This window comes from Bradyrhizobium macuxiense (assembly GCF_007993935.1).
GTDB lineage: Bacteria > Pseudomonadota > Alphaproteobacteria > Rhizobiales > Xanthobacteraceae > Bradyrhizobium > Bradyrhizobium macuxiense_A.
In genome coordinates, this window is sequence record NZ_VITY01000017.1 from 150951 (window position 1) to 163592 (window position 12642).

The 12642-nt window shown below is 65.5% G+C and carries 13 protein-coding genes; 4 read left to right on the forward strand and 9 right to left on the reverse strand.

The genetic code is table 11. The annotated features are described in order from the left end of the window. Window positions 1–17 precede the first annotated feature (17 nt). Genes FBZ93_RS34605 through FBZ93_RS34610 form a run of 3 tightly spaced genes read right to left on the reverse strand, consistent with a single transcriptional unit; the run spans window position 18 to window position 3081 of the window. Window positions 18–1604 (reverse strand): S53 family peptidase, encoded by a 1587-nt coding sequence (locus FBZ93_RS34605; RefSeq protein WP_167529348.1) that lies wholly within the window; start codon window positions 1602–1604, stop codon window positions 18–20. Between the two features lie 10 nt (window positions 1605–1614). Continuing rightward, window positions 1615–2802: a hypothetical protein gene (locus FBZ93_RS40900; protein WP_167529349.1), complete on the reverse strand. Its 1188-nt coding sequence runs from the start codon at window positions 2800–2802 to the stop codon at window positions 1615–1617. A gap of 21 nt (window positions 2803–2823) precedes the next feature. Continuing rightward, on the reverse strand, window positions 2824–3081 hold the full coding sequence (locus FBZ93_RS34610) for a hypothetical protein (protein ID WP_146991891.1): 258 nt from the start codon (window positions 3079–3081) through the stop codon (window positions 2824–2826). A gap of 321 nt (window positions 3082–3402) precedes the next feature. On the opposite strand from FBZ93_RS34610, the gene FBZ93_RS34615 reads away from it, so the two are divergent. The 4 genes from FBZ93_RS34615 (at window position 3403) to FBZ93_RS34630 (ending at window position 5843) form a co-directional block, all read left to right on the forward strand. Then, window positions 3403–3807, forward strand: coding sequence for a DUF350 domain-containing protein (locus FBZ93_RS34615; protein WP_074132099.1), 405 nt, complete (start codon window positions 3403–3405; stop codon window positions 3805–3807). 16 nt (window positions 3808–3823) lie between these two features. Continuing rightward, a complete protein-coding gene (locus tag FBZ93_RS34620; protein ID WP_146991892.1) occupies window positions 3824–4240 on the forward strand; it encodes a hypothetical protein in 417 nt (138 codons plus the stop codon). Window positions 4241–4348: 108 nt separating this feature from the next. Next, window positions 4349–4570, forward strand: a complete 222-nt coding sequence (locus FBZ93_RS34625) for a hypothetical protein (RefSeq protein ID WP_146991893.1) — start codon at window positions 4349–4351, stop codon at window positions 4568–4570. A 115-nt stretch (window positions 4571–4685) separates the two neighbouring features. Continuing rightward, the gene (locus FBZ93_RS34630; RefSeq protein WP_146991894.1) at window positions 4686–5843 is read left to right on the forward strand and encodes a glutathionylspermidine synthase family protein; all 1158 of its coding nucleotides are present in this window, start codon (window positions 4686–4688) and stop codon (window positions 5841–5843) included. A gap of 179 nt (window positions 5844–6022) precedes the next feature. Here the strand turns inward: FBZ93_RS34630 and FBZ93_RS34635 are convergent, their stop codons facing one another. The 6 genes from FBZ93_RS34635 to chpT all read right to left on the reverse strand — a co-directional run bounded on the left by FBZ93_RS34635 (window position 6023) and on the right by chpT (window position 12606). After that, window positions 6023–6895 (reverse strand): CheR family methyltransferase, encoded by an 873-nt coding sequence (locus FBZ93_RS34635; RefSeq protein WP_146991895.1) that lies wholly within the window; start codon window positions 6893–6895, stop codon window positions 6023–6025. Beyond that, complete coding sequence (locus FBZ93_RS34640) at window positions 6892–8058, reverse strand: protein-glutamate methylesterase/protein-glutamine glutaminase (RefSeq protein WP_146991896.1); 1167 nt, start codon at window positions 8056–8058, stop codon at window positions 6892–6894. The genes FBZ93_RS34635 and FBZ93_RS34640 overlap by 4 nt, the downstream gene beginning before the upstream one ends. A 75-nt stretch (window positions 8059–8133) precedes the next feature. After that, on the reverse strand, window positions 8134–8499 hold the full coding sequence (locus FBZ93_RS34645) for a response regulator (protein WP_021081912.1): 366 nt from the start codon (window positions 8497–8499) through the stop codon (window positions 8134–8136). Between the two features lie 64 nt (window positions 8500–8563). Then, complete coding sequence (locus FBZ93_RS34650; protein WP_146991897.1) at window positions 8564–9031, reverse strand: chemotaxis protein CheW; 468 nt, start codon at window positions 9029–9031, stop codon at window positions 8564–8566. A 14-nt stretch (window positions 9032–9045) separates the two neighbouring features. After that, on the reverse strand, window positions 9046–11757 hold the full coding sequence (locus tag FBZ93_RS34655) for a hybrid sensor histidine kinase/response regulator (RefSeq protein ID WP_146991898.1): 2712 nt from the start codon (window positions 11755–11757) through the stop codon (window positions 9046–9048). 201 nt (window positions 11758–11958) lie between these two features. Then, entirely contained in the window at window positions 11959–12606 is a 648-nt protein-coding gene (chpT, locus tag FBZ93_RS34660; RefSeq protein WP_146991899.1) for a histidine phosphotransferase ChpT, read from the reverse strand. Window positions 12607–12642 lie beyond the last annotated feature (36 nt).

Below are 12642 nucleotides of genomic sequence, written 5' to 3' on the forward strand. Positions count from 1 at the left end.
TTTTTGTTTTTGGGAGGCTACGCCACCGGGACCGCGGCCAGGGCGGCGAGAACATCCGCGCCCCTGGGAACGCCGAGCCCGGTGCAGGCGCTCCAGCCGGGGGCGGCATCGTAGCCCTTGCCGCCGACGCGGTTGTTGCCCTGCTCGACCGCGCGGAAGGCGCCGGGATTGGCGTAAAGCGCCGCATTGAGGAAGCCGATCTGCTCGCCGCGCGCGGCGATCGCAATCGCGACCAGGGCGGCCCATAGCGGTGTCGCGGCGCTGGTCCCGCTCATCGCCATCGCTTGCCCGTTGACGATGATGCGGTAGCCCGGGCTCGCCGCGGCCGCGCAGGCAACGTCCGGGACGCCGCGCCGGATCGCGCCGTCGTTCTGCGACTTCGGCAGCGTCAGATGCGACTGATAATCGGGGACGGGAAACGCATCGCTGATGCCGCCGCCGGTGCCGACCGCGCCGGCGTTCCAGACCGCCTCCGCGGTGGCCGACCCGTTGCCCGCGGCAAGCACCGGCTGCGTGCCGCCGCAGCTCGTCGCATAGGGGCTCGAGGCGGGAAACCAGACATGAAGCTTGCCGTCGGTCAGGCCGCTGGTCGCCAGCTGATCGCCGGAGGCGAACAGCACGCTGACGCGCAGCCGCGCGGCGTCGGCCAGCACCGCCTGCATCGCATCGCGCCCCGGCTCGGTCCAGAATTTCTCCGCGCTGCCCCAACTGACCGAGACCACCTGCGGCGCATGCTGCTCATCGAACACCGCCTGATGAATCGCGTCGGTGAGACCGGCGGCGGAGTTCTCGGCAAAGTAGACCACGATCTTGCCCTTCGGCAGCAGCCCGGCGAGCACCTGGAGGTCGAGCGCGAGCTCCTGATCGGCGACATCATTGGTGCCGAGACCGCTGTCGTTACCGCTCTGCGGCACATTGACGACGACCGGCGGCTGCCGGTTCATGCCGGTCAGCGCCATCGCGAGATCGCTCTGGAGATAGCCGCCGCCGAGCGCGACGATGCCGACGCAGATCGACGACACGTCACGATCCAGCGGAATGCCGTAGAGCGCCGCGATGTCGGTCGGCCACAACCCGCTGTCGCTTCCCGTGTCGGCCCGGGCCTGCACCAGCGGCGTCCTGGTCCGGAGCGGGCGCTGATCGAAACCGAGAATGGCGCGGGTCCATGGCGCGATCTCGGCCGGCACCGTCAGGCCGCCGACCCGCGCACGAAATTCGCGCTGCCCGTCACGATAGATGCGAAGCGTTGCGCCGAAGGTCTCGGCCATCTGCCTTGCCGTGCCTTCAAGCATGACGGTGCGCGCGACAAGATCGGTGCCGACGACGCTCAATCCCCGCTCCGCCGCCAATCGTGCGATCCGCGCGGCGGCGCGGGCATGGCTGCGGTGGCGCTGCGTCGCGAGCTGGTGCCGCGTGACCGGTTTGGCAAGCCGCGCCAGATCGCCGGCGCTGCCCGGCTGAAACTTGTCCGGGGTGCGCCGCTTGACATAGACCACGATGGAGATCCGCTCGTTCGGATCGACATCGCCGACCAGCGTCGCGCCGTCAGGCGCGGCGCGCTCGCTGCCCGCCAGCGGAATCCTGTGCTCGTGCGAGCCGGCCATCAGTCCGGTCTCACTTCCCGGCGCATGGCGTCGGCTGCACCGGACTTTGCGTATCGTCATAGGCGCAGAACGGGATCGACCAGACGAAGTCCGCCGCAGTCGCGGTCCGCGTGAGGCCGGGCTTGCCCTCGAAGATCGGCGGCTGGCTTGAGAATTTCCAGTACCATTCCGGCAGCAGCGGCCCGAGCGGAGCGACCGGGCCATTCGGACCGAACGACAGGAATCCGGCCTGCGACGCCGGCGTGCCGTCCGCCTTGAACGCCGCGCGGCCGTGGCAGGTGATGCAGGACGACGTCGCGACGAAGCCGTCCTCGGTGACGGAATTGCCGACCCTGATGTCGAGCCCGACATTGTCGACGAAATCCACCTGCGACCCCTTCAGGCAGTAGTTGTTGTAGACGGGATCGATGTCCGCGCTCGACAGCATCGCCGCCAGTGCGGGCGTCTTGACGCAATCCGGATAGCCCTGGCCGGCGGTCCGGTTCGACGGCACGAACGCAGTCTGCGCGCCGAAACCATCGCGGCAGCCGATGATATCGCAGCGGCCCGGATTGAAGCGGTGCTCGAACGTCGCCCAGGTCCAGTTCGGCACCTGTTTGCTGATCACATGCATCGAGACCAGGGCGTACTGCACGCCGGCCGCGCTGTTGACGTGATAGAGCTGCGGCGCCTGCGCCGCCGTCGCCTTGTTGTTGGTGAATTGCGGAATGTCGCTGACCGGCACCCAGTTGCCCTTCACCTCGATCGAATCGACCGGGAACGACAGCGTCTTGCCGAATGCGGCCTTCACGCCCGACAGCTTGTAGAGGTTGTTCTGGACGATGAAGTCGAACGTCGCCCTGTTGTGGCGCGTTTCCTCCATCTGCCCCTGCGCGGCGCCCGGCGGCAGCGCCGGCAGCAATCCGCCGCTCTGCTGCACGCCTTCTCGCGCCACCTGCGGCAGGATCGGCGGGCGCAGCGACGGCGGCGTCGCAGCCGCCGGAAACTGCGGATTGGGCTGGAACAGGTCGGTATCGCTCGCCCAGGTCTCGAACGTCGAATTGCTGCCGCCGGCGCGGGTATTGGCCTGGATGAAGAGCTGCCAGGCGACCTGATCCGGCGCGGTCATCGCGGCATTCGGCGGCGACTGCGCCGCGGCCGGGACGGCGGGAAGCACAAGCAGACCACAGACGAGCAGCGTGTCGATCGACCTTCTCATCTTTGCTCTCCACATTGAGGTTCAAGGTTGGAAGCCGTCCCCCATCCAGCTCGCATAGAGATCGAGCGAGTCCTGCGTCCATCGGTGACCGGGCGGCATGAAGCCGGACGACAGCGCGGCGAAGACGCGGCGTGCGTTGGCGTGATCGGCGAAGTCGTCATTGCCGGCCGGGTCGCCCATCCAGTCGGCGTCGCCGAGCCGAACGCCATTTGGCGCCATGCAGGCGATGTCGCCCGGTCGAAACATCGGCAGGATGTCGTTGCCAAAACTGATCGTCATCGGGATCACCGAGCCCATTCGCGACATGCACTTCTGGTTGCATACCCTATAGACGGCTATCGCAAGGACCGCTGTGAAGCGGCTCACACCGGCGCGGCAATTTCCGGCAGCCGTCCGCGCGCGCCGGTGCACAAGCCGGTCGCCGGATCGAACCGGAGCTTCGCGAACCGCGACCAATCAGCTATAGGATGACCATCTGGAGCATGATCCGGAAAAGTGCGAAGCGGTTTTCCGGAAGGATCATGCTCAAACAACGAGTAAAAGCGCGATGACGATTTAACCTGATCTCATCGCGCTTTCAGGGCTGTTCGGGCGCATCACATGATCCTGCAATCCCTCGCCGGCCTGCCGGCGTTCCTGGTCTATTTCTGCACGGCGCTGATCGCCGTGGTCGCCTACCTCTTCGTCTACACGCGCGTCACGCCGCATGACGAATTCCAGCTGATCCGCGACAACGATTCCGCGGCGGCGATTGCGCTCGGCCTCAGCCTGCTCGGCTTCGTGCTGCCGGTGGTCAGCGCCATCGCCCATTCCGCCAATGTGATCGACTGCCTGATCTGGAGCATCATCGCGCTGATCGTGCAGATCATCGTCTATTACATCGTGAAGATCCCGGTGCCGAACCTGTCGGCGCGGATCGCCTCCGGCGAAATGGCGGCGGCGATCTGGCTCGGGTTGTCCTCACTGGCCGCAGGCGCGCTGAACGCGGCCTGCATGATCTACTGAGCCATCGAGCCAAGCCATGGCGCGCAAACCCAACCCGGAATTCGGCAAGCGGCGGCCGGTGGTGCCAGCGGTGCCGCCGCGGCCGGATCCGCCCTCCAAGCGCTCCAACCATGTCGCGCTGCTGATGATGGGCACGCTCGCGGTCGGCGGCGGAGCCTACGCGCTGATGCCGCGGCAGAATTGCCAACCGATCCCGCCGACACCGCCGGGCGTCACCGCGCCGGCCGTCCCGCAACCCGGCGCCGATTGCACGCAACGCAGCTCGTCGTCAGGATCGGGCGGCAGCGGCGGCGGCTCGTCGCGCAGCAGCTTCTACAGCGGCAGCTCCTCGTCCGGCGGCTCCTCATCCTCGTCAAGCTCGTCGTCAAGCTCGTCGGTGAGCCGCGGCGGTTTCGGCTCGTTCGCGCATGCATTCGGCTTCGGCGGTGGCTGATGAGCACTTTGGTGTGTCGTCGTGCGCTTTCACTTGCCCGGCGCTCGGAGCTGATGGAAACTTGGCGCTGCTCCGCAAACGGCAGGGCAGAAGGCAAGGATTGCGCCGATGAAGCGCTCGCGCCGCGTCTGGCTGAAATTGATGGGCAGCGTCGCGATCGGCGCGGCGTCGATCGGCCTGACGCCGGGTCATGCCCGCAACCGTCATCACCATGCCGGACACAAAACAAAGCGCGACCCGGAGCAAGTGTCAGTGTCACCCTCCGGCGGCTTCGGCGGCGCGCCGCGCGGCCTCGCCCACTTCGGCCATCCCGCGCATGGTGGCGGCTGAGCATGATCCGGAAAAGTGGACGCCGGTTTTCCCCGCGACAAACGCGAAGCGTTTGCGCAGAGATCATGCTCAAACAGAGCTGACACCAAGCTGAGTAGCGATCACGGTCCCCCTCATGCAACGCATCGCATGTCCAGAGCGCGACGATTGGCAAGCAACGGCCGAGAACGCCGGCTTCACCTTCCACACCATCGACGGCGAACGCTACTGGGACGAGCGCGCCTATTACGCCTTTACGCTCGACGAGATCGAGCGCGACATCGAGGCGCCGACCGGCGAGATCGATGCAATGTGCCTCGAACTCGCCGGACGCGCGGTCAAGGATGAGCGTTATCTGCGCCGGCTCAAGATTCCGGAGGCGTACTGGGACCTGATCGCGGCAAGCTGGCGCCGCGAGGATCAAAGCCTCTACGGCCGGCTCGACCTCAAATTCAGCGGCAGCGGCCCGGCCAAGCTGCTCGAATACAATGCCGACACGCCGACCTCGATCTTCGAGGCGGCGGTGTTTCAGTGGACCTGGCTCGAACAGGCGATCCAACGCAACATCATCCCGAAGCGCGCCGACCAGTTCAACTCGATCCACGAGCGGCTGATCGAGGCCTGGAAGACGATCGGCGCCAACCATCCGCTGCATCTCACCGGATTGACCGGCAATGCCGAGGACGCTGGCACGCTCGCTTATCTCGAGGACACCGCGGCGCAAGCCGGGCTGAAGACGACGGTGCTCGACATCGAGCAGATCGGACTGCGCGATGACGGCCGGTTCGTCGACCTCGACGAAAGCCCGATCGCGCTCGCCTTCAAGCTCTACCCGTGGGAGTGGATGTTTCACGACGCATTCGGCAAGAACCTCAGCTCCGCGCCGACGCAATGGATCGAGCCGCCGTGGAAGGCGATCCTGTCCAACAAGGGCATCCTGCCGCTGTTGTGGGAGATGTTCCCAAACCACCCCAATTTGCTGCCGGCCTATTTTGACGACGACCCGCAGGCGGCGCAGCTCGGCACCTCCTTCGTGCGCAAGCCGATCTATTCGCGCGAGGGCGCCAATGTCGAACTGGTCAGCGCCGGCATCACGCTGGTCGCCGAGCAAGGTCCCTACGGCGCCGAAGGCTTCATCCGCCAGGCACTCGCACCGCTGCCGAATTTTTCCGGGCAGTATCCGGTGCTCGGAAGCTGGCTGGTCGACCACACGCCCTGCGGGCTCTCGATTCGCGAAGATGAAAATCCGATCACCGGCAACACCTCGCGCTTCCTGCCGCACGCGATTTTGTAGCGCCGAGAACAGTTAGAGCGAGCGTAGTTCTTTCACCGTCATCCTGAGGAGCCGCGAAGCGGCGTCTCGAAGGATGCACGGCCCGGCTGGTGGCCGTCGATCCTTCGAGACGCGCGCAAAAGCGCGCTCCTCAGGATGACGGGAGAAGCCTAGCCAGGCTTTGAACGCAAGAGCTGATCTCACCGCGCAGCGGACGCGACCGCCTTCAGCACATGCAGCGCGGCACCGGCGCGCGCGACCGGAGCGCTGCTGGGCTGATAGAGCCCGCGGCGGTCGGGATAGGGCCTGAACAAATTGGTGATGCCGACCACGGATTCCGCCGCGCCAAGCGCCAGCACACCGTCGGGCTCGAGCATCCGGGAGATCTTGCCGAAGATGCCCGCCTTGGTCTGCTGATCGAAATAGATCAGCACGTTGCGGCAGAAGATCACGTCGAAGGTGCCGAGATGTGCAATGTCCTGCAGCAGATTGAGCTGCCGATGCTGCACCATGCCGCGGATGTCGGCGTTGAGCTGCCAAAGTTCACCCTGCTGCGTGAAGTGCTTCACCAGCAGCTGGATCGGCAGGCCGCGCTGCACCTCGAACTGGCTGAACAGGCCGGCCTTGGACTTTTCCAGCACCGCCTGCGACAGGTCGGTGGCGATGATCTCGATGCGCCAGCCGCTGAACAGCGCGGTCATTTCCTTCAGCAGCATCGCGATCGAATACGGCTCCTGACCGGTCGACGACGCCGCGCACCAGATCCGCAGGCTACGGCGCGCAGCGCGTGCCTGTGCCAGCGCCGGCAGCACCGCTTCCTTCAGATGATCGAACGGGATCTTGTCGCGAAAGAAGAAGGTCTCGTTGGTGGTCATCGCTTCGACCACCTCCGAGGTCAGCATCTCGGCGCCGCCCTTCATCTTCAGGACAAGCTCGGGAATGCCGGCAAGGTTCGACCTGCGCGCTAAAGGCAGCAGGCGGCTCTCGACGAGATATTGCTTGTCGCTCGACAGATCGAGCCCGGAACGTTCCTTCAGCAGCTTACGCAGATACTCGTAGTCCAGCGGCGTCACGAACGATCTCCCGCAAACACGCGAACAAGCTTCGGTGCGATCTGATTGAGCGGCAGCACGGCGGCGCAGATCCCGGCATTGACCGCAGCACCGGGCATGCCCCACACCACGCTAGTGGCTTCGTCCTGGGCGATCACGCTGCCGCCGGCAGCGACGATATCCTTGCCGCCGCGCATGCCGTCGGAGCCCATGCCGGTCAGGATCACCGACATGATGCTGCCCTGCCAGACGTCGATCGCGGAGGTGAACATCGGATCCACCGCGGGCTTGCAGAAATTGACCGGCGGCCCGTCGTCGAGCGCGATGGTGGCGTCGACGCCGTGGCGGACGATGCGCATGTGGCGTCCGCCCGGCGCCAGATAGATCCGGCCCGGCTTGATGGTCTCACCGTCGATCCCCTCATGCGCCGGCCGCTTGCTGGCGCGCGCCAGATGCTCGGCGAGAATGGTGGTGAAGGTCGGCGGCATGTGCTGGGTGATCAACACCGGGACGCGATCGATCACCGGGCCGATCTCCGCAACCAGCGACATCAGCGCCTGCGGACCGCCGGTCGACGAGCCGATCAGCAAGACCTTCGGCTGCAACAGGCCAAACGAACGGCGCGCGACCTGGGCCGGCGCCGTGGGCGCAGCGACGGGAGCCAGAGTCCGCGGTCTGTCGTGACCGGGCGCAAGCGGCGGGCTTGCCGTGGTGTGCACGGTGCCGCGCCGCGCCTTGGCGCCGAGATGACGGATCTTCTGGATCAGGTCGTGGCGGAAGGTTTCGGCGGCGGTGGCCTCGCGCGTGCTCTCCGGCTTCGGAATGTAGTCGGACGCACCGAGCGAGAGCGCCTTCAGGCTGATCTCCGCGTTGCGGCGGGTCAGCGTCGAGGCCATGATGACGACGAGATCGCGCTTCTTCACCAACAGCTGCGGCAGCGCCGAGATGCCGTCGAGGTCGGGCATCTCGATGTCGAGCACCGCGACGTCGGGATTGATGCGCTCGAGCTGATTGACGGCGTCGAGGCCGGTGCGCAGCGAGGCGACGACCTCCATGTCGGGCTCGGCGCCGATCCAGCGCGAGATCATCCCGCGGATCACCACGGAATCGTCGACCACCATCACCCGCACTTTGTCGGACCGGGTCGATGTCGGAACCGCAGTACTTGTCAACGCAACACTCATGACTTCACCAGCGACGCAACACGACGCACAACAACCGTTGAGCCGAGGGCTTCTGCCGCCGGATCGAACGTAGATCTAGATAAGCCCGACTTCCTGGAACTTCGCGGTGACGATGTCCCGGTCGAACGGCTTCATGATGTATTCGTTGGCACCGGCATGCAGCGCGCGAGCGATATGCGCGACGTCATTCTCGGTGGTGCAGAACACGACCTTGGGCTGATCGCCGCCGGGCATGCGGCGGAGATTGCCGAGAAACTCGTAGCCGTCCATGACAGGCATGTTCCAGTCGAGCAGCACGGCCTCGGGCATCGCGCGCTTGCAGGCCTCGAGCGCTTTCGCGCCGTCCTCAGCCTCGACGATAGTGAAATCGAGCCCTTCCAGGATACGGCGGGCGACCTTGCGAATGACGCTTGAGTCATCGACAACAAGACATGTTCTCATCTGCGACCTCTACTTCCTCATCCCCGGTGGGATGTTTCAGTTTCTTCAATTGCAGCGGCCGGTCTCAGGCCGCTTTGGCATCGGGCACCAGTTCGAGCACGCGATCGACATCGAGGACGACCATGAGCTGGCCGTCGAGGCGGTGGACGCCGCCGGCGAGCTTGGCCATGCGGGGATCGAGGTTGACCGGATTGTCCTCGCGGCTGTCGTCAGGCAGCCGCAGCACCTCGCCGATCTGGTCGATCAACAGGCCATAGGATTCGCCGCGCTGGTCGACGCCGACCGCCATCGGCAGCTTGCCGTCGTCGGCCTTCGGCAGCCCGAGCCGGGCGCGCATGTCGACCACGGTGACGATGCGGCCGCGCAGATTGAGCACGCCGGCGATCTCGCTGGAGGCCAGCGGCACCCGGGTCAGCCGCTCCGGCATGAACACGTCCTGCACCCGCGAGATCGGCAGGCCGAACAGCTGTCCGCCGATCACGGCGGTGACGTATTCGGCCATCGCGCCTTCACTGCTCTCGGTCTTGGTCATCGATCCTGTTTCCTTCAAGCGGCGCGCCGCAGTTCGGCGGTCTGCTCTTTCAGCGCCGCGATCAGCCCGGGACGATCGAACTTGGCGACATAGTCATGGAAGCCGGCCTGCCGGCCGCGCTCGATCGCCGCCGGCGACACCATCGCCGACAGCGCGATGATCGGCAGCTGGTTGAGGTTGTGATCAGAGCGGATGTTCTCGGCGAACTCGAAGCCGTTCATCTCCGGCATCTCGATGTCGGTCAGCACCACGTCGAAGCTTTGTCCCGAGCGCAGCGCGGCGAGCCCTTCCTGCGCGCCGCCCGCGGTCCGCACCTTGTAGCCGGCAGCCTTCAAGACCGGCGCCAGCATGTTGCGGAAGAACGCGCTGTCGTCGACCAAGAGCACCGACTGCGCCGAGGCCGACGGGCGCATCTCCTTGCGCGAGAACCAGTCGGCGAACGCCATCGGCAGGAAGTGGCCGACGTCGATCACCTCGGTGGCCTGGCCCTTGATCACGGCCGAACCCAGGATGCCGTCCTGGCTGCCCGCGACCTCGATGTTGAGCTTTTCCTCGACGATGTCGATGATCTCGTCGACCACGAGCCCCATCGAGCGGCCGTCGTCGGCGAACACCAGGATCGGCTGCGAGCCCTGGGTCTGCACCTCGACGCCGGCCATCTGCACCAGCGGCATCAGCTGCTCGCGGTACTGCACCATGTAGCGGCCATTCGAGAGCTCGATCTTGTCGGTTGCGATCTCTTCCAGGCGGGTGACGAGGCCGAGCGGCACTGCCTTGGGCTGCGAGGAGCCGGCGCGGAACACCAAAAGCGAGGTCAGCTGCTCGCCGCTCGCGGCATGGCTGCTGGCATTGTCCTCGGCCATGTCATGGGCCGAGGAGCCGGAGGCGCCCAAGGCCTTGGCGATGCCGTTGGGGTCGATGATCATGATCACGGCGCCATCGCCCAAAATGGTGTTGCCGGAGAACATGTCGATGTGCCGCAGCTTGGTGGACATCGGCTTGACCACGATCTCCTCGGTGTGGAACACGCCGTCGACCACGATGCCGAAAGTCTGGCTGCCGACTTGCGTCACCACGATGAAGCCGTTCTCGGCATCGGTGGTGGTGGCGCCGTCGTCGATCTTCAAGAGCTTCTTGAGATGGATCAGCGGCAAGAGCTTGTTGCGCAGCCGCAGCACTGCGGTGTCCTTGATCCGCTCGATGCGGTGCTCGGAGTTGGCGCGGGCCCGCACCAGCTCGACCACCGAGAGCTGCGGGATGGCAAAGCGGTCGCCGCCGGCTTCCACGATCAGCGCGGAGACGATCGCCAAGGTCAGCGGGATCTTGATGGTGACACTGGCGCCCTCGCCGGCCACGCTCTTGATGTCGATGGTGCCGCCGATCTGGTCGATATTGGTGCGCACCACGTCCATGCCGACGCCGCGGCCGGACACCGAGGTCACTTGCGCGGCGGTCGAGAAGCCCGGCGCGAAGATGAACTTGTGGATCTGGGCCTCGGTCATCTTCTCCAGCTCAGCCTCGGTAACGAGACCGTTCTGGAGCGCCTTGGCCTTGATCCGCTCGGTGTTGAGCCCGCGGCCATTGTCGGCGATGCAGATGATGATGTGGCCGCCTTCGTGATAGGCGCTTAGGCGAATGGTGCCCTGCTCCGGCTTGCCGGCGGCGAGGCGCTCCGCGGTGGTCTCGAGGCCATGATCGGCGGAGTTGCGCACCATGTGCGTCAGGGGATCCTTGATCAGGTCGAGCACCTGGCGGTCGAGCTCGGTGTCGGCGCCGTGCATCTCCAGCTCGATCTGCTTGCCGAGTTCGCCGGAGAGGTCGCGGACGATGCGCGGCAGCTTCTGCCAGGCATTGCCGATCGGCTGCATCCGCGTCTTCATGACGCCTTCCTGCAGCTCGGCGGTGACGTTGGAGAGCCGCTGCAGCGGCACCTTGAACTCGGTGTCCTCGTTGCGCCTTGAAATCTCGAGCAGCTGGTTGCGGGTCAGCACCAGCTCGGAGACCATGGTCATCAGGTGTTCGAGGGTGTCGACGTTGACGCGGATCGACTGGTTGGCGATCTTGTCGCCTTCCTGGACATCCTCGGCGGCGGCCTTGCGGGTCGGCTTCTTCGCGGCTTCGGCCGGCTCGACGGGCGCAGCAGCAGCGGCGGCCTTCGCGACCGGCGCGGGCGCCGCCACTTCGGTCTCGGTCTCGCGGAAGGCGCGCTCGAGCTCGTCGAGCGAGACCTCGCCGGGACGTAAGGGGCGCTCCAGCGTCTGCACCACCAGCGTGCCTTCGGTCATGTCAGCCTGCACGGACGGCGCTTCGACGACCGGCACATCTTCTTCAGCAGCCGCCATTGCGGCCATGCCGCGCTCGACCATCGCTTCGAGCTGATCGATCAGGTCGCGGTCGTTGCCTTCGGGCTCGGCCTCGGTCGCCTCCAGCCCGCCCAGGATCTCCTTGATGCGGTCGATCGAGGACAGGATCAGCGTCACGGCTTCCGCCTTCACCGGCATGCCGTCGCGGAACTTGCCCATCAAGGTCTCGCCGGCATGCGCCAGCGCTTCCAGCCGCGGCAGGCCCAAGAACCCGCAGGTCCCCTTGATGGTGTGCACAAGGCGGAAAATGTTGTCCAGGATCTTCGCGTTGTTCGGATCCTGCTCGAACTGCACCAACTGGTTGTCGACCGTATCCAGGCTCTCGCTGCTCTCCGTCAGGAACTCGCGCAACAGATCGTCCATGAAACCAACCTTCGAAAAACGCCGAAAACGCTGCGGCGCGCGACATCCACGCGCCTGACGGAACTTGGGTCAGCTTCTCCGCAAAGCGTTTAAGTTTGGTTGAGTAAATGGAAAAGAACGGGATCAACAAAGAGATAAGGCCGCGCGATTGAACGCACGGCCTGTCGTAACCTTTGATTAATGATGTTGCCGCGGCCGCGTTCAGGACGCTGCGATAATGACCTTGTCGCCGTCGAGCGTGAGCGTCACTTTCAAACCGCAGGCCTCAGCCAAGAGGCGCGTGTAGTGCGGCTGCACCGCATGTGCATCGACGGTGTTCGGCGAGCTTGCATTGAGCAGGTCGACGATGTTCTGCGGCACACGCGCATTGAGGCCCGCGGCCTGGATGCGGAAGCTCATGGCTTCGCCCTCGCCGACCGGATCGATGGTGAGCGTGCCGCCACGCGGGATGGTCTGCTGCGCGATGACCAGCATGTTGAGCAGCAGCTTGACGCGATTTTTGGGCAACAGCAGCCGCGGCAGATTCCAGGTCAGCGTCACCTTGCCGTCCTCGATGTGCCCCTTCGCCATGTTCTGGGCATCGCCGAGGTCGATCTGCGCGCCGGAGGAACCGGCGGCGCCGAATGCCAGCCGGCAGAACTGCAGCCGCGCCGACGCGGTCTTGGCGCTCTTGCGGATCAGATCGAGCGCGAAGTCGCGATCTTCGGGCTTCGGGTTGTCGTCAAGGACCTCAAGCCCATTGACGATCGCGCCGACCGGACTGATGAGATCGTGACACACCCGCGAGCACAACAGCGCCGCGAGCTCGAGTGCGTCGGGGGCGGGACCGGGAGACGAAGTGCCAGACATCAATTGTTTCCTGGAAAGCCGCACGCCGACCGAGGA

Coding starts and splice junctions, on each gene's coding strand:
- FBZ93_RS34605 (WP_167529348.1), bottom strand. CDS start 1,604: ATGGCCGGCTCGCACGAGCACAGGATTCCGCTGGCGGGCAGCGAGCGC.
- FBZ93_RS40900 (WP_167529349.1), bottom strand. CDS start 2,802: ATGAGAAGGTCGATCGACACGCTGCTCGTCTGTGGTCTGCTTGTGCTT.
- FBZ93_RS34610 (WP_146991891.1), bottom strand. CDS start 3,081: ATGACGATCAGTTTTGGCAACGACATCCTGCCGATGTTTCGACCGGGC.
- FBZ93_RS34615 (WP_074132099.1), top strand. CDS start 3,403: ATGATCCTGCAATCCCTCGCCGGCCTGCCGGCGTTCCTGGTCTATTTC.
- FBZ93_RS34620 (WP_146991892.1), top strand. CDS start 3,824: ATGGCGCGCAAACCCAACCCGGAATTCGGCAAGCGGCGGCCGGTGGTG.
- FBZ93_RS34625 (WP_146991893.1), top strand. CDS start 4,349: ATGAAGCGCTCGCGCCGCGTCTGGCTGAAATTGATGGGCAGCGTCGCG.
- FBZ93_RS34630 (WP_146991894.1), top strand. CDS start 4,686: ATGCAACGCATCGCATGTCCAGAGCGCGACGATTGGCAAGCAACGGCC.
- FBZ93_RS34640 (WP_146991896.1), bottom strand. CDS start 8,058: ATGAGTGTTGCGTTGACAAGTACTGCGGTTCCGACATCGACCCGGTCC.
- FBZ93_RS34645 (WP_021081912.1), bottom strand. CDS start 8,499: ATGAGAACATGTCTTGTTGTCGATGACTCAAGCGTCATTCGCAAGGTC.
- FBZ93_RS34650 (WP_146991897.1), bottom strand. CDS start 9,031: ATGACCAAGACCGAGAGCAGTGAAGGCGCGATGGCCGAATACGTCACC.
- FBZ93_RS34655 (WP_146991898.1), bottom strand. CDS start 11,757: ATGGACGATCTGTTGCGCGAGTTCCTGACGGAGAGCAGCGAGAGCCTG.
- chpT (WP_146991899.1), bottom strand. CDS start 12,606: ATGTCTGGCACTTCGTCTCCCGGTCCCGCCCCCGACGCACTCGAGCTC.